Origin of the sequence: Pseudomonas umsongensis, assembly GCF_002236105.1 — a bacterium.
GTDB lineage: Bacteria > Pseudomonadota > Gammaproteobacteria > Pseudomonadales > Pseudomonadaceae > Aquipseudomonas > Aquipseudomonas umsongensis.
On record NZ_NIWU01000006.1, the window covers coordinates 66,710 to 82,793 of the forward strand.

The 16,084-nt window shown below is 60.1% G+C and carries 16 protein-coding genes and 1 pseudogene; 2 read left to right on the forward strand and 15 right to left on the reverse strand.

The features are described 5' to 3' along the window. Window positions 1-31 precede the first annotated feature (31 nt). From thiO to PSUM_RS24725, 7 genes and pseudogenes are all read right to left on the reverse strand, one after another. Window positions 32-1,132: a glycine oxidase ThiO gene (gene thiO / locus PSUM_RS24695; RefSeq protein WP_020798632.1), complete on the reverse strand. Its 1,101-nt coding sequence runs from the start codon at window positions 1,130-1,132 to the stop codon at window positions 32-34. Window positions 1,133-1,187: 55 nt separating this feature from the next. Beyond that, window positions 1,188-1,589: a type IV pilin protein gene (locus PSUM_RS24700; protein WP_033040385.1), complete on the reverse strand. Its 402-nt coding sequence runs from the start codon at window positions 1,587-1,589 to the stop codon at window positions 1,188-1,190. Window positions 1,590-1,603: 14 nt separating this feature from the next. Beyond that, window positions 1,604-3,436 (reverse strand): annotated as a pseudogene (locus PSUM_RS24705) (pilus assembly protein); the annotation flags it as partial. 103 nt (window positions 3,437-3,539) lie between these two features. Continuing rightward, on the reverse strand, window positions 3,540-4,010 hold the full coding sequence (locus PSUM_RS24710; RefSeq protein WP_083349768.1) for a pilus assembly PilX family protein: 471 nt from the start codon (window positions 4,008-4,010) through the stop codon (window positions 3,540-3,542). An 11-nt stretch (window positions 4,011-4,021) separates the two neighbouring features. After that, window positions 4,022-4,741 (reverse strand): prepilin-type N-terminal cleavage/methylation domain-containing protein, encoded by a 720-nt coding sequence (locus tag PSUM_RS24715; RefSeq protein WP_020798636.1) that lies wholly within the window; start codon window positions 4,739-4,741, stop codon window positions 4,022-4,024. Further along, entirely contained in the window at window positions 4,738-5,187 is a 450-nt protein-coding gene (pilV, locus tag PSUM_RS24720) for a type IV pilus modification protein PilV (protein ID WP_020798637.1), read from the reverse strand. Before pilV ends, PSUM_RS24715 begins: the two co-directional genes overlap by 4 nt. Beyond that, window positions 5,184-5,657: a GspH/FimT family pseudopilin gene (locus tag PSUM_RS24725; RefSeq protein WP_020798638.1), complete on the reverse strand. Its 474-nt coding sequence runs from the start codon at window positions 5,655-5,657 to the stop codon at window positions 5,184-5,186. The genes pilV and PSUM_RS24725 overlap by 4 nt, the downstream gene beginning before the upstream one ends. Window positions 5,658-5,724: 67 nt before the next feature. On the opposite strand from PSUM_RS24725, the gene PSUM_RS24730 reads away from it, so the two are divergent. Continuing rightward, complete coding sequence (locus PSUM_RS24730) at window positions 5,725-6,237, forward strand: GspH/FimT family pseudopilin (protein ID WP_020798639.1); 513 nt, start codon at window positions 5,725-5,727, stop codon at window positions 6,235-6,237. Between the two features lie 4 nt (window positions 6,238-6,241). Here PSUM_RS24730 and ispH read toward each other — a convergent pair whose 3' ends face one another. The 6 genes from ispH to murJ form a co-directional block, all read right to left on the reverse strand. Continuing rightward, window positions 6,242-7,189: a 4-hydroxy-3-methylbut-2-enyl diphosphate reductase gene (ispH, locus tag PSUM_RS24735; protein ID WP_020798640.1), complete on the reverse strand. Its 948-nt coding sequence runs from the start codon at window positions 7,187-7,189 to the stop codon at window positions 6,242-6,244. 163 nt (window positions 7,190-7,352) lie between these two features. Next, window positions 7,353-7,790 (reverse strand): FKBP-type peptidyl-prolyl cis-trans isomerase, encoded by a 438-nt coding sequence (gene fkpB, locus PSUM_RS24740; protein WP_173667185.1) that lies wholly within the window; start codon window positions 7,788-7,790, stop codon window positions 7,353-7,355. Window positions 7,791-7,797: 7 nt separating this feature from the next. Then, window positions 7,798-8,310 (reverse strand): signal peptidase II, encoded by a 513-nt coding sequence (lspA, locus tag PSUM_RS24745; RefSeq protein WP_020798642.1) that lies wholly within the window; start codon window positions 8,308-8,310, stop codon window positions 7,798-7,800. After that, window positions 8,303-11,134, reverse strand: a complete 2,832-nt coding sequence (gene ileS, locus PSUM_RS24750) for an isoleucine--tRNA ligase (protein WP_020798643.1) — start codon at window positions 11,132-11,134, stop codon at window positions 8,303-8,305. Before ileS ends, lspA begins: the two co-directional genes overlap by 8 nt. Further along, window positions 11,135-12,085: a bifunctional riboflavin kinase/FAD synthetase gene (gene ribF / locus PSUM_RS24755; protein ID WP_020798644.1), complete on the reverse strand. Its 951-nt coding sequence runs from the start codon at window positions 12,083-12,085 to the stop codon at window positions 11,135-11,137. A gap of 129 nt (window positions 12,086-12,214) precedes the next feature. After that, on the reverse strand, window positions 12,215-13,753 hold the full coding sequence (murJ, locus tag PSUM_RS24760) for a murein biosynthesis integral membrane protein MurJ (protein ID WP_020798645.1): 1,539 nt from the start codon (window positions 13,751-13,753) through the stop codon (window positions 12,215-12,217). 252 nt (window positions 13,754-14,005) lie between these two features. Between murJ and rpsT the strand changes: the two genes are divergently transcribed. Next, window positions 14,006-14,284 (forward strand): 30S ribosomal protein S20, encoded by a 279-nt coding sequence (gene rpsT, locus PSUM_RS24765; protein ID WP_020798646.1) that lies wholly within the window; start codon window positions 14,006-14,008, stop codon window positions 14,282-14,284. A gap of 182 nt (window positions 14,285-14,466) precedes the next feature. Here the strand turns inward: rpsT and PSUM_RS24770 are convergent, their stop codons facing one another. Together PSUM_RS24770 and proB are read right to left on the reverse strand one after the other, a co-directional pair. Next, on the reverse strand, window positions 14,467-14,931 hold the full coding sequence (locus tag PSUM_RS24770; RefSeq protein ID WP_033041012.1) for a CreA family protein: 465 nt from the start codon (window positions 14,929-14,931) through the stop codon (window positions 14,467-14,469). A gap of 11 nt (window positions 14,932-14,942) precedes the next feature. Beyond that, complete coding sequence (gene proB, locus PSUM_RS24775) at window positions 14,943-16,061, reverse strand: glutamate 5-kinase (protein ID WP_033041014.1); 1,119 nt, start codon at window positions 16,059-16,061, stop codon at window positions 14,943-14,945. Window positions 16,062-16,084: the final 23 nt, after the last annotated feature.

The following is a 16,084-nucleotide window of genomic DNA, read 5'->3' on the forward strand; positions in this document are numbered from 1 at the left end:
CTGCCGCAGGCTGCGATCTCTTGATTCTGCTTCAGATCCGCCCGGCCGGCGCATAGGGTGCCGGATCAATGATCGGCGCCCTGCCCAACATCACATCAGCGAACAACTGACAGGACGCCGGCGCCAGTACCAGCCCGTTACGGTAGTGCCCGCAATTGAGCCATAGGCCATCGAACCCCGGCACCCGGCCAATGTAGGGAATGCCCTCCGGCGAACCTGGCCGCAATCCTGCCCAATGTCCCACCACCTCGGCGTCGGCCAACGCCGGGATCAATTCCACGGCCGAAGCCTTGAGGCTCTCGAGTGCCGACTCGGTAGGCGTCTTATCGTAGCCTTCATGCTCCAGGGTGCTGCCAATCAGGATGTGCCCATCGCGCCGCGGTATTGCATAACGCCCTTTGGCCAGCACCATGCTCGGCAGGAAATCCGCCGCGCACTTGTAGAGGATCATCTGTCCTTTCACCGGTTCGACCGGCAGCTCAAGGCCCAGGCTCTTGAGCAAGTCGCCGCTCCAGGCGCCAGCGGTAAGAACCACTTGATCGCCATGAATCGCACCGGCGGAGGTCTGCACACCGACTATTTTTTCGTCTTGGGCAATAAACCCGCTGACTTCGCATTGCTCATGAATCGTCACGTTCGCCAGCGCCTGCAATGCCGCCTTGAGCGACTTAACCAGCCGTGGGTTGCGCACATTGGCGACGTTGGCCATGTAGATCGCTCGGGAAAAGCCGCCACCGAGCACCGGCACCGCATCGTGGGCCACCGAGATATCCACAGCCCGCAGTGGCCGGCCCTCGCTCGCGGCCCAGGCCAGCGCCTCGGCTTCATCGTCCAGGTCCAGCCAATACAGGCCCGTGGTATGCACCTCGGGATCGATCCCGGTAGCAGCGAACAAGCGCTCGCCCAGCTGTGGATAAAAATCCTGGGACCAATGCGCCAGCGCGGTAACCGCAGGGCTGTAGCGCCATGGATAGAGCGGAGAAACGATGCCGCCGCCCGCCCAGGACGATTCCTGGCCAACGCTCGACCGGTCCAGCAGCACCACGCTCTGCACCTGGGACGCGAGATTGAATGCCGTCAGCAGGCCGATTACCCCACCACCGACGATCACCACTTGCTGTTGCCTGGTCATGTTCTGATCCAACCATTAAATAGACAAAGGCGCAAAGGGCGCCCGAAAAGGAAACTCAGCGACCCCAGCAATCCTTGGTGGTCAGGCCGGCCGTGGCATTGACCATCGCGCGCGTCCCCGTATTGGTGATGGTGAAATCACCGCACTTGTCATTGGCCATGCTGGTGCCAGGCTTGCGCACCGCCGTCAGCAAGAAGGTCTGGTCGGTCAGAGTCGGCGTGATGGTGTAGTAGTCATTTCCGGCGCTGAGACCCGGGACACCGCTATAGACGTTTTTCTGTGAATAGAAACGCTCAAGGATCTGCGCCTGCTCGGAAAGCAGACCGGCCACTTCGGTGCGGCGCCCCTTATTGAGGTATTCGGTGAAGCTCGGCATAGCGATGGTCATGACAATCCCGATGATCGCAATCACGATCATGATTTCGATCAGGGTAAAACCGCGGTTGGATCTGTGCATGCCTCAACTCTCGCTTACTGTATTTGTCGCCACATGATGCGACGGCTGCCGCCGCCGGATTTTTCCACCAGCGTGGAGATACCGCCACTGGAATCGTTCACGATCTTGCGCGTCGCGCCATTGACGATGGCGTTCAAAGTCGGAATGCCGCCGGTAAAGACCACGCCGCTGGACAGCGTGTCGGTGCTGTCGATCACTGCGTCGCCGTTACTGTCGAGCACCGCGTAATTGAGCATCTTACCGCTGAACGCATCGAGTTCGACCAGTTTGCCGCTACCAGAGCTGGCGCAAGGTAGCGTGGTATCCACGCTTGCCGTGGTGAAGACGATCCGCCCGAGCACCAGGCTGGCCTGGTTGAGCACCCGCTCACCGGTCAGCGTGCTGTTATACAGCAGCGGCAAGTACCAGCCCTTTTTCGCCGGGTAGGTCACCTCGTTCTGGCTGGTAGTGATCAACTGCCCCGAACTTCCCGAAAGCACCCCGGTCACGGCCTGAGCCTGCAGACTGGCGGTGGTGATTTGTCCGGAGCCCCCGTTCGCGTCCCACACCGCGTAGAACGCCTGCAGGTCCTTGTTGGTCTTGTCTGCCGCCTCGTTGAGTTTTCCAGTGCCGAAAAACACCAACTTGCCACCCAGGGCGTTGTCCGCCAGCAATGGCTGCGCGGTGATTGGCTGGGTAGCGCCACCGGCTGTGGTAAACAACGGCTGGCCGGCAAATGCCAGGCCCCAGGCATCCGGGGTGGTGCCACTCAGGTCAAACTTCCAGAGCCGTCCCTTGAGATCGCCGCCATAGGCTGCCTGCACCACGTTCTGCGAGTTCACCTTGAGTTTCACCGAAGACAAGCCGTTAGTGGTTTCGCTGCTGTCGATCACGACTTTCCTGATCAGGCTGCCGTCACGAATGTCCACCACGTACAACGCCGCTACCCCTGAATTGCTGCCGTAGCCGTTGGCAATGAACGCCGCCCACCGCCCATCCGCCAAGCGTGCCACCTCCGGACGGGCGTAGGCATAACCCAGGTCATTGAACGCGTTCGCCGCACTGGCAGTGACCGGCGCGCTGATTTCCCACAAGGCCTTCATGACATTGCCCGCCGACGCGTCGAACAACTGCAGCGCATAGAAGGTTCGCCCGCCCGCCCCCGTTCCGCCCAGTGCGAGGGTTTTCCAGGCACTGTTGAGCTGAGCATCGAACACGCCCACCTGCCCATCCACCAGAAACTTGTGGCTGACACCGTTGATGTAGGCGTTATCGGCGATGTAACGCAAAGACGGCAGTACGCTGGAGGGCATGTAGGCGTAGCGCCGGGCACCGTTGCCGGTATTGATGACGCTGACGAAACCATCGTTGGCGTTGACCACCAGACTCGCACTCATGTTGACCGCCTTGATCGCCAGGTAAGCGCTATAGCCGGTGTCCCCCGACAAGTCCGATGCGGTTTGATCCGAAGGTGCCGCCAGGACCAGCGGTGAGTTGATGATATCGCCCAGCAACACACTGCGCGCCTTCAGGCCAGCCTTGTTGGTGCCCTTGCTCCACTCCACCAGATCGCTGCCCGTGATATCGCCGGGCAAGCCCTGGTTGAGAACGGCTTGCTGGGTCGTGGAAAAATTGGCGAAGGCCAATGGCACGACGCTGTTGCTCTGGTTGTTCCATGATTGATAGGTCGGTGCCGTAGCGCCCGGCACGATGGTGTTATCGGTGGACCACAGCACCGACGCGGTGTTGACCGCGCCACTGGCGGTGAGGCCGTAGGCCTTGATCGTGCCACGCCAGTCCTTGGGGTCGTAGCGGGTCTGGAAATAGCGGGTGGCGCTGGCGACACCACTGCCGCCGGAGCCGGCGGCGCACAACAAAGGTGAATCCGAGGGCGTGAAGGCACCGGCGGGAGCTGCCAGGAACAAGGCGCAAAAGACCCCGCTCAACAATCTCCACCGCTGCGTGCGGTTATCAATATTTCGCATAAATACTCTCCACCACACTGCGTGAGCTGCCCGCAATGCCCACGGCGGTGACCCGGTACAAGGTCACCGAGGTGTTACTCGGCACGTTCACCGCGGCCAGGCTGGTGCCAATGTTCTGCACGCCATAGAAGCCGGCGCCCGACGCGATCCAGGTCACCCCCGAGGTGGAGTTGAACCCGGCCGACTTGAGAGTCGTCGATTCGGCAGGCGGTGCGCACCGGAACGTGCCGCTGCACACCGGCAACGAATAAGTGTCGAGCTGAACCGCGCTTTCGCCTACGCGCAACACCGCTTCGGCAGCCTGGAATGACTGGTTGCGCAAGCTCAGGCTACCGGCCATTTTTTCCTGCAGCGTGGCGTTTTGCATCGACGAGATGCCGATCAGCGTCAGCAGTAACAGGAACACCAGGCTGACCAGCAGCGCCATGCCGCGCTGGCAACCAGGGGACACACGCATCGGCCTGCCCTTCATGGCAGGCGGTTGCGCAAGGCGGCAACCACGTTGAAGGTTTGGTCGCTCACCCGGTGGTTCGGGTCCGTGAGTGTCAGGTTCAGGCGTACGCTACGGATGCGCGCCGGGTCCGACGGGTTGCTGCTGTAACTGGACACCGCCGAATCGGCAGCCGAGCTGGCGAGGCCGAAGCTCACGTCGAAGGCACTGACGTTATCCACCAGCACTTGCTGGAGCGGTTTCGGCGTCTCCCTACCGGCACCCAACGTCAGCTGACCGTTCTTCAAGCTGTAGATCAATCGCCGGATAGGAAATGCCAGTTGCCCCGTGGCAGGTGTGCGCAGGTCGGAGTAAGCCGTCGCACTGCTTCGACAATCGGAAACCACCGTCCAGGCCGGGGTCCCGCCATTGCTGCCGACATCCGCCGTGACCAGGATTAGCTTGAGACTGGCGTTGTCCCAACTGATCGGTTTTATCTGGCTGGCAGCGAAATCACCCTCTTTGCTGGCATCGGTGATCGTCCCCAGGCAGCCGAACATGCCGACCATGCGGATTTCCTGGATCATCTTGCTCAGCACAAAGCGCGCGTCCTCCTGCATGGCTGCGGCGGCATTCTGGCTGATGTAGGTGTTTTTTGCGGCGATGAACACCTGCACCACGCCCAGTACCACCACGAGGCTCAACGCCAGGGCAATCAGCAATTCGATCAGGCCGAACCCGCGATTGGAGCGGCTCATGGCGTGGTCACCGGGTCGGTGGTGGCGCGGCTTGTGAGGACGAAACTGCGCCTTGAGTTCGCGCTGTTGGCGGCCCGCGAGTCGTCCCAATTAATGGTGATGGTGTACACCCGCTGGCTCAGGGAGATGGTGCCGGTCGCCGTGGCACCACCGAAATTGACGATGTTATGGGTGAAATCGTAGAGATCCTGGTCCCGGGCGACGTTGAGATTGCCTGAGGTCGGCGGTGTCACGGTGTAATCGGCGGCGGCATTGGCGCGAATGCGGTCCAGCATGTCGTAGGCGATAAAACTGGCCTGGCTGGTCATGCGCGCACTGTCAGTGTATTTCAGGGCATTCAATTGAACGGCGGCCGCGCCCAACAGCCCCACGCCCAGAATCAGCAACGCCACCAGCACTTCGATCAACGTCATGCCCTCCTGGGCACGCTTGCTCCATGGCCTCATCCGCAATTTCCACCCAATAGAATTCGTCCGTTCAAACACACATTCAGCATCCTGCTTTGCGTTCCGAGCACATAGCTGATCACCACTGCCGTGGAGGGTGACGACAGCCCGCCCAAATTGTTGAAATCGATGGCCGACACTCCCGAGGTTAGCGTCAGAGTCGCACCGCTGCTGATCGGTGGAACAACCCGCAATACATTCGCCGGGGTGCCCGTACCGTCATAGACCGACAACTCCCCCGTCCACACGTCCCCACCCGCCGTAGGTCGTACCCGAATGGTCACGCCGCGATCGATGGCTTCGAGTCGGGCGAAGTTGAGGCCACGTTGCAGATCCCTGATCTCGGTGTCGGCCTTGGTGCTTTGCGACGAACGGATAAACGCCGGGACCACCAGGGTGATCAGGGCCAGGAAAATCGCCAACGCAACCAACAACTCGATCAACGTGAAACCTTTTGTACGATGATCCATCGTTGCTCTCTACTGCCGTCGGCTATACCTGCTCCACGCGCTAGAACATTCCAGGGAGGAAAATCTCATGCGTGAGCAAGGTTTCAGTCTGATTGAATTGCTTATGGGACTCGCGATTCTCGGGATTGTTCTGCAACTGGTCAGTCCGGCATTCGCTGCGCTGACAGAATCGAACCATCGCAAGGAAGCGGCCAAGTCACTGGTCAGCGGTCTGCGCAGTGCAAGGAGCGAAGCGGTATCGCGCGGTCAGGTCGTCGTCGTTCACGGCATAAATGATGACTGGAGCCAGGGCTGGCGAATCATTCTGGATGTCAGCGGCAAGGGGCACGACGACCCTGGAAATCCGCTGCTGATAGAGCGTCGCAGCGGCATTGGCGTGGCTATTTTCGGCAACCAGTATGTCAGGACTGCCGTACGTTTCGGCCCAGGGGGTGAGCCGGTGTCCGGAGGTTTCCAAGCAGGGACATTGCATGTTTGCGCTGCACGCGAAGCGCAAAGCCAGCACCAGGTGGTGCTGGCCTCGAACGGTCGCATCAGCCTGCGCAGTGAAAAAACCGCGCAGGCGTTATGCGCAACCTGAAGGGTCAGAGCAGCGAACGGACCCGGAGTTCTTTTGGCATGGAGAACGTGATGTTCTCTTCACGCCCGGCCAACTCATCGGCACCGGTAGCACCCCAGGCCTGCAATTGCTGAATCACGCCGCGCACCAGGACTTCCGGAGCAGAAGCGCCAGCGGTGATACCGATCCGCTCGACACCGTCGAACCAACTCTTGTCGAGGTCCTCGGCACCGTCGATCAGGTACGCCGGGGTTGCCATGCGTTCTGCCAGTTCACGCAGGCGATTGGAGTTGGAGCTGTTCGGGCTACCGACCACCAACACCACATCACATTCGTCGGCCAATTGCTTGACCGCGTCCTGGCGGTTTTGCGTGGCGTAGCAGATGTCGTCCTTGCGCGGGCCGCCAATGGCCGGGAACCGAGTACGCAGGGCGTCGATGACGCGACTGGTATCGTCCATGGACAAGGTCGTCTGGGTGACGAACGCCAGTTTATCCGGGTTGTTCACCTGGAGTTCGGCGACGTCCTTTTCGTCTTCGACCAGATAGATCGCCCCACCGTTGCTGCCATCGTACTGGCCCATGGTGCCTTCGACTTCCGGGTGACCAGCGTGACCAATAAGGATGCATTCACGTCCATCGCGGCTGTAGCGGGCGACTTCGATATGCACCTTGGTGACCAGCGGACACGTGGCGTCGAACACTTTCAGGCCACGGCCGGCGGCTTCAGTACGTACGGCCTGGGACACGCCGTGGGCACTGAAGATGACGATCACATCGTCCGGCACCTGATCCAACTCTTCGACGAAGATCGCCCCGCGGTTACGCAGGTCTTCGACGACGAACTTGTTGTGAACCACTTCGTGGCGCACATAGATCGGCGGCCCGAAAACCTCCAGGGCGCGATTGACGATTTCGATCGCCCGGTCCACGCCGGCGCAGAAGCCACGGGGGTTGGCGAGTTTGATTTGCATGCTGTGCCTCGTGTCTTGTGCGCAAGAAAAAGCGAAAACTGTAGAAACCTACTGTGGGAGCGAGCCTGCTCGCGAAAGCGGTGTGTCAGACGACATCAATGTTGAATGTCTGTCAGCCTTCGCGAGCAGGCTCGCTCCCACATTTTTGACCGTGTTCGGTCAGTTACAGCGCTTTGACGGAAATGATTTCCACGTCAAAGGTCAGGGTCTTGCCCGCCAGTGGATGGTTGAAGTCGATGGTCACTTGCGTGTCATCGAACTCTTTGACCACACCCGGCAATTCAGTATTGGCCGCATCGTTGAAGATCACCAGCAAACCTGGCGACAGGTCCATGTCCTGGAACTGTGAGCGCGGGATGATCTGCACGTTTTGCGGGTTGGGCTGGCCGAACGCGTTTTCCGGCTCGATGCTCAGGGTACGCTTGTCGCCCGCCTTGAAACCGAACAACGCCACTTCGAAACCTGGCAACAGGTTGCCGTCACCGACCTTGAAGGTCGCCGGGGCCTTGTCGAAGGTGCTGTCCACCGTGTCGCCGTTCTCCAGGCGCAATGCGAAATGCAAGGTGACTTCCGTGTTCTGGCCGATGCGTTGCTCAGCCAATACCTGTTCAGTCATGAACGGTTTCTCCGGTCTTTTTACTTTTGAACATATCCAGTGCCAGCATTACAGCACCAACCGTGATTGCACTGTCGGCAAAGTTGAAAGCCGGGAAATACCAGCGATTCTGCCAATGCACCAGAATGAAATCGATCACATGGCCCAAGGCTATGCGGTCATACAAATTGCCCAGCGCGCCACCCAGCACCAACGCCAACGCGATGGCCACCCAGGTTTCGTTACGTCCCAGACGCTTTAGCCACACCACCAGCACGGCACTGACCACCATCGCGATCAGGGCAAACAACCAGCGCTGCCAGCCGGAGCTGTCAGCCAGGAAGCTGAATGCCGCGCCGGTGTTGTAGGCCAGGGTCCAGCTGAAGTAATCGGGGATCACCACGATTTGCTGGTACATCTCCAACGAGCCTTCGAAGTAGAACTTACTGGCCTGGTCGATGACCAGGACCAGCAAACTCAACCAGAGCCAGCCCAGCCGCCCAAAACGGCCAACGGCATTAGGCATAGTGACGAACCTCGCCCGCGCCGCTGATGTTGTCGACGCAACGACCGCAGATTTCCGGATGCTCCGGGTTCACGCCGACGTCTTCACGGCAATGCCAGCAACGGGCGCACTTGGCGAAGGCCGACTTGACGATTTTCAGCTTCAAGCCGCTGACTTCGGTGACTACCGCGTCCGCTGGCGCCTGAACAAAAGGTGCAACGCTGGCGGTGGAGGTGATCAGGACGAAACGCAGTTCGTTGCTCAGCTTGGCCAGGTCGGCGCTCAGCGCGTCTTCGGCGAACAGCGTCACTTCGGCTTGCAGGTTGCCACCGACGGCCTTGGCCGCGCGCTGGATTTCCATCTCTTTGTTGACCGCGACCTTCACTTCCATGATGCGGTCCCAGTAGGCGCGACCCAGCTCGAAGCCTTCCGGCAGTTCGCTCAGGCCTTCGTACCAGGTGTTGAGCATGACGGACTCGTTGCGCTCGCCCGGCAGGTATTGCCACAGCTCGTCGGCGGTAAACGCCAGGATCGGGGCGATCCAGCGCACCAGCGCTTCGGAGATGTGGAACAGCGCGGTCTGGCACGAACGACGGGCCTTGCTGTCGGCACCCGTGGTGTACTGGCGGTCCTTGATGATGTCCAGGTAGAAACCGCCCAGCTCCTGCACGCAGAAGTTGTGGATCTTCGAGTACACGTTCCAGAAGCGGTATTCACCGTAGTGCTCTTGCAGCTCACGTTGCAGCAGCAGGGTGCGATCCACGGCCCAACGGTCCAGTGCCAGCATTTCTTCGGCCGGCAGCAGGTCGGTGGCCGGGTTGAAGCCGGTCAGGTTCGAGAGCAGGAAACGCGCGGTGTTACGGATACGCCGGTAGGCGTCCGCACTGCGTTGCAGGATCTGCTCGGACACTGCCATTTCACCGGAGTAGTCGGTAGAAGCGACCCACAGGCGCATGATATCGGCACCCAGGGTGTCGTTGACCTTCTGCGGTGCAATGACGTTGCCCAACGACTTGGACATCTTGCGGCCGGACTCGTCAACGGTGAAACCGTGGGTCAGCAGCTCGCGATACGGCGCGTGGTTGTCGATGGCGCAACCGGTCAGCAGCGACGAATGGAACCAGCCGCGGTGCTGGTCCGAACCTTCCAGGTACAGGTCGGCGCGTGGACCGCTTTCGTGGCCCATCGGGTGCGAACCGCGCAGGACGTGCCAGTGGGTGGTACCCGAGTCGAACCAGACGTCGAGGGTGTCGCTGATCTTGTCGTACTGTGGCGCTTCATCGCCCAGCAGCTCGGCGGCGTCCAGCTTGAACCAGGCCTCGATGCCTTCGACTTCGACGCGCTTGGCAACTTCTTCCATCAATTCGACGGTGCGTGGGTGCAGTTCGCCGCTTTCCTTGTTCAGGAAGAACGGGATCGGCACACCCCAATTGCGCTGGCGGGAGATGCACCAGTCCGGACGGTTGGCAATCATCGAGTGCAGTCGCGCCTGGCCCCAGGCCGGTACGAACTGGGTTTCTTCAATGGCTTTGAGCGAGCGCTGGCGCAGGGTGTCGCCGGTGGTTGGCTGCTTGTCCATGCCGATGAACCACTGCGCGGTGGCACGGTAGATCAGCGGAGTCTTGTGGCGCCAGCAGTGCATGTAGCTATGTTCGATGATGGTCGTGTGCAGCAGCGCGCCCACTTCGGTCAGCTTGTCGACGATGGCCGGGTTGGCCTTCCAGATGAACTGGCCGCCGAAGAATTCCAGCGAGGTCGCGTAGACGCCGTTGCTTTGTACCGGGTTGAGGATGTCATCGTTGACCATGCCGTATTTCTTGCAGGTCACGAAGTCGTCCACACCGTAGGCCGGGGCAGAGTGAACCACGCCGGTGCCGGCGCCCAGTTCGACATAGTCAGCCAGGTAGACAGGCGACAGGCGATCGTAGAACGGGTGGCGGAAGTTGATCAGTTCCAGCGCTTTGCCCGAGGCAATCGCAATGACCGAACCTTCCAGGCTGTAGCGTGCCAGGCATGACTCGACCAGCTCTTCAGCCAACACCAGCAGTTTGTCGCCGACATCGACCAGGGCGTAGTTGAATTCAGGGTGGACGTTCAGCGCCTGGTTGGCCGGGATGGTCCACGGGGTGGTGGTCCAGATCACGATCGACGCGGGTTTGTCCAGCGAAGGCAGACCGAACGCGGCAGCCAGCTTGGCTTCATCGGCAATCGGGAATGCGACGTCGATGGTCGAGGACTTCTTGTTCTCGTACTCGACTTCCGCCTCGGCCAGGGCCGAACCGCAATCGAAGCACCAGTTCACAGGCTTGAGGCCCTTGAACACGAAACCGCCCTTGACGATTTCGGCGAGGGCACGGATTTCACCGGCCTCGTTCTTGAAATCCATGGTCTTGTACGGGTTGGCGAAGTCGCCCAGCACGCCTAGACGGATGAATTCGGATTTCTGCCCTTCGATCTGCTCGGTGGCGTAGGCACGGCACAGTTCGCGGGTCTTGTCCGCGCCCAGGTTCTTGCCGTGGGTCACTTCGACCTTGTGCTCGATCGGCAGGCCATGGCAGTCCCAACCCGGAACATAAGGCGCATCGAAGCCCGACAGGGTCTTCGAACGAATGATCATGTCCTTCAGAATCTTGTTCAGTGCGTGACCGATGTGAATCGTGCCGTTGGCGTATGGAGGACCGTCGTGCAGGACGAACTTCGGACGATCCTTGCCAATCTCGCGCAACTTTCCGTACAGGCCAATGCTGTCCCAGCGCTGCAGAATCTGCGGTTCGCGCTGAGGCAGGCCGGCCTTCATTGGGAAGGCGGTGTCCGGAAGGTTTAGCGTGGCTTTATAGTCGGTCATTTAAGGCTCTTCATTAGCGATTGGCGCTAGGTGCGACAGGGCACGGGCGGCGGCGACATCCGCATTGATCGCCGTCTTAAGCGCCTCCAGAGAGGCGAAACGCTGCTCTTCACGCAGCTTTTGGTGGAAAACCACCGTCATACGCCGGTCATACAGATCGCCGGCAAAATCTAAAAGATGTACTTCGAGGTGGGCTCTGCCATCTCCCTGGACCGTGGGTCGAACGCCGATATTGGCGACGCCAGGCCAGGTCTTGCCGTCCAGGTCGATACTGACCAGATAAACCCCGGTCAGCGGCACGCGACGACGCTTGAGCTGGATATTGGCGGTGGGCGTACCCAACTGCCGGGCCAGCTTCTGGCCATGCAACACGCGACCGGCGATCCGGTATGGACGGCCCAGTAAACGCTCCGCGAGGGCGAAATCAGCAGCGGCCAGCGCATTACGCACCTGGGTGCTGCTGACGCGAATGCCATCGAGCTCGACGGTTTGCGCCGCTTCGACGGTGAAACCCTGCATGACGCCAGCCTGTTGCAGGAAATCGAAATCCCCTGCCCGGTCACAGCCAAAACGGAAGTCGTCGCCGACTTCAAGGTGCTGCACGCCGAGACCGTCAACCAGGATGGTTTCGACGAACTCACTGGCGCTGAGCTTGCTCAGGCGCTGGTTGAATGCCAGGCACAGGACTCGGTCGACCCCTTCGGCAGCCAACAGCTGCAGCTTGTCACGCAGCCGGGCCAGACGCGCTGGCGCCGTGTCAGGGGCGAAGAATTCCCGGGGCTGCGGCTCGAAAATAACCACGCAGCTGGGCACGCCCAACTCGAGCGCACGCTCGCGCAGCCGCGCCAGGATAGCCTGGTGGCCACGGTGTACACCGTCAAAGTTGCCAATAGTGGCGACACAGCCCCGATGCTGGGGGCGCAGATTGTGGAGGCCTCGAACCAGCTGCATAACGCGCTTCTTGCTCATAAAGTGGTCGATTATAACCACACCCGGCGGCCGACGACAGGCAACACCGTATCCCAAAGTAATCGAGCCGACAAAAACGCCGACTCGCCCATGTTTATCGAGGCCCTGGCTTTAGCCAAGCGCCTTGCGATTGAAGTCGCGCAACCTGAAGCCCATCAACACTAACATGCCGAAATAAGCCACCACACCGGCGATGACCAAAGCGCCCAGGCGCAGGAACCGCTCAAGCATCTGCCCTTCGCCCCAGGCGGGCATGAAATGCATCCCCGCCAGCAGCACAGCGGACATCACCGTCACCGCGACCACCAGCTTGAAGCCAAACTTCGCCCAACCCGGTTGCGGCTGGTACATCTGCTGCTTGCGCAGTTGATAGAACAGCAGCCCGGCATTCAGGCAGGCACCGGCACTGATGGCAAGCGCAAGGCCGGCATGGGCCAGCGGGCCGATCAACAGCAGGTTGAACAACTGGGTGACCACCAGGGTGAAAATCGCGATTTTTACCGGCGTGCGGATGTTTTGTTGCGCATAAAAGCCTGGCGCCAGTACTTTGATCACGATAATCCCGAGCAAACCGACAGAGTAGGCAATCAGCGCACGCTGGGTCATGGCCGCGTCATGGGCATCGAACTGACCGTACTGGAACAGTGAAACCGTCAGCGGCTCGGCCAGAATCCCCAACGCCAGGGCACAAGGCAATACCAGCACGAAACACAGGCGCAGGCCCCAATCGAGGATTCGCGAATATTCCTGGCGGTCCTGGCTGGCGTAGGTCTTGGCCAGGGTCGGCAGCAGAATCGTGCCCAATGCCACGCCCAGCACACCGGACGGCAACTCCATCAGGCGGTCGGCGTAGTACATCCAGGACACCGAGCCGGCAACCAGGAAGGACGCAAAGATGGTGTTGATGATCAACGAGATTTGACTCACCGACACCCCGAGAATCGCCGGCAGCATCTGCTTCATCACCCGCCAGACGCCGCTGTCGCGCAAACTCAGGCGCGGCAGGACCAGCATGCCGATTTTTTTCAGGTGTGGCAGTTGGTAAAGCAACTGCGCCAGGCCGCCCGCCAGCACCGCCCAGCCCAGCGCCATCACCGGCGGATCGAAATACGGCGTCAGGAACAGCGCAAAGATAATCATGCTGACGTTCAGCAGGGTCGGCACAAACGCCGGCACAGAAAAGCGGTTCCAGGTGTTAAGGATCGCGCCAGCCAATGAGGACAGGGAAATCAGCAAGATGTACGGAAAGGTCACTCGCAGCAAGCTGGTGGTCAGCTCGAACTTCTCCGGCGTATTGGTGAAACCCGGCGCGGTCACCCAGATGACCCAGGGGGCGGCAAGCATGCCCAACGCCGTGACGAGCGCCAGCACCAGTGTCAGCAGGCCAGAAACATAGGCAATGAAGGTTCGCGTCGCCTCATCGCCCTTCTGGCTTTTGTATTCGGCCAGAATCGGTACGAATGCCTGGGAAAACGCCCCTTCGGCAAAAATCCGCCGCAACAGGTTGGGCAACTTGAAGGCGATGAAAAAGGCGTCGGTCGCCATTCCCGCGCCGAATGCACGTGCAATAAGGGTGTCACGAACAAACCCCAAAACCCGGGAAAGCATCGTGATAGAGCTGACAGCGGCCAACGATTTGAGCAGATTCATTAAAAGAGTTCGTGCCTGTCGATAAACAGCAGGCGAACTACGCGCCTACTTATGCGATACTCCGCGCCGCAACAGCACAGAGCCAAAGCTCGCGAGTTTACAGGTCGCACGCTGGAAAGAAATATCCAGAGGTGTTGCACCTACCACTTAGCGGAACGTTTCAACCGCCCTTGACAAGACCTCAACTCATCGGCATGATTCGCGGCCTATTTTGTTTGCTATTTCCTAAAAAGTCTTTCGAGGAGCTCGACGGTGGCCAACTCACCTTCCGCCAAAAAACGTGCAAAACAGGCTGAGAAGCGTCGCAGCCACAACGCCAGCCTGCGTTCCATGGTTCGTACCTACATCAAGAATGTAGTTAAGGCCATCGACGCAAAAGACGCTGAAAAAGCTCAAGCTGCTTACGTTCTGGCTGTGCCAGTTATCGACCGTATGGCCGATAAAGGCATCATCCACAAGAACAAGGCTGCTCGTCATAAGAGCCGCCTGAATGGCCACGTAAAGGCCCTGAACGTTGCCGCTGCTGCCTAAGCGACTCGTTCATTAAAAAACCGACCTCAGGGTCGGTTTTTTATTGCCTGCGACTTGATGAACACACAAAACAAGTGTGGGAGCGGGCTTGCTCGCGAAAGCGGCGCATCAGGCGACACCTGCATCGACTGACACTGCGCTTTCGCGAGCAAGCCCGCTCCCACACTTGGATTTTCGTTTACTTATTGAGCGCTCGCCCAAGGCAAAATCGGAATCGCTGTCACCGCATTCTGCGGACTGCCCTCGATCAACCGATCGCTGTACACCAGATACACCAGCGTATTGCGCTTCTTATCGAGGAATCGCACCACCTGCATGGTCTTGAACACCAGGGAGGTACGCTCCTTGAACACCTCGTCACCGTCCTTGAGCTCACCCTTGAAGCTGATGGGCCCGACCTGACGACAGGCAATGGACGCCTCGGCACGATCCTCGGCCAATCCAAGCCCACCCTTCACACCCCCGGTCTTGGCGCGCGACAGGTAGCACGTCACACCCTCGACCTTGGGATCGTCAAACGCCTCGACCACGATGCGATCGTTCGGGCCGACAAACTTGAACACCGTCGACACCTGGCCAATTTCCTCAGCCGACGCCAGCAGCGGCATCGCCAACAGCAACCCCAACAATCCTTTTGCCATGCGCATCAGGTATTCCTTCAGACCAGAATCAGATTATCGCGATGAACCAGTTCCGGTTCCGCCATATAACCCAAGAGACCGACAATCGCCTCAGACGACTGACCGATGATTTTTTGTGCTTCCAGCGCACTGTAGTTGGCCAACCCACGGGCAATTTCACGACCGTCGGGCGCCACGCACACCACCATTTCGCCGCGCCGGAAGCTTCCCTGGACCAATTTGACCCCAACCGGCAGCAGGCTCTTGTTACCTTGGGACAACGCCGTCACCGCACCTGCGTCCAACACCAGGGTGCCACGGGTTTGCAGATGCCCGGCCAGCCACTGCTTGCGTGCCGCCAGCATGCCGCGCTCAGGCGAGAGCAAGGTGCCAATGCGCTCACCCGCCTTAAGACGATCCAGAACGCGCTCCAGACGACCACCCACGATGATCGTATGCGCACCGGACCGCGCCGCCAGGCGTGCCGCGCGCAGCTTGGTTTGCATGCCACCGCGTCCCAGCGCTCCGCCGGTACCGCCCGCCACCGCGTCGAGCGCCGGATCATCGGCACGCGCCTCGTAGATCAGTTGGGCATCTGGATTGTTGCGCGGATCGGCGTCGAACATGCCATCGCGATCCGTCAGGATCACCAGCAGGTCAGCCTCGACCAGATTGGCCACCAACGCCGCGAGGGTATCGTTGTCGCCGAAACGGATTTCGTCGGTGACCACAGTATCGTTCTCGTTGATCACCGGAATGACCTTCAACTCGACCAGCGCACGCAAGGTGCTGCGGGCGTTCAGGTAGCGCTTGCGGTCGGACAGGTCATCGTGCGTCAGGAGAATTTGCGCAGTGTGTCGACCATGCTCGGCAAAGCTCGACTCCCAGGCCTGCACCAAGCCCATCTGGCCGATTGCAGCAGCGGCCTGGAGCTCGTGCATCGCACTGGGTCGCGCGGTCCAGCCCAGACGGCTCATGCCGGCCGCCACCGCCCCGGAGGACACCAGCACCAACTCGACACCCGCCTCATGCAAGGCCACCATCTGTTCAACCCAGACACCCATTGCCGCGCGATCCAGGCCCTTGCCGTCCGCTGTCAGCAAAGCGCTGCCGATCTTCACGACCCAACGCTGCGCACCTGTCACCTTGCTCCGCATCATCTTCAACCTTAGCTTGAGGG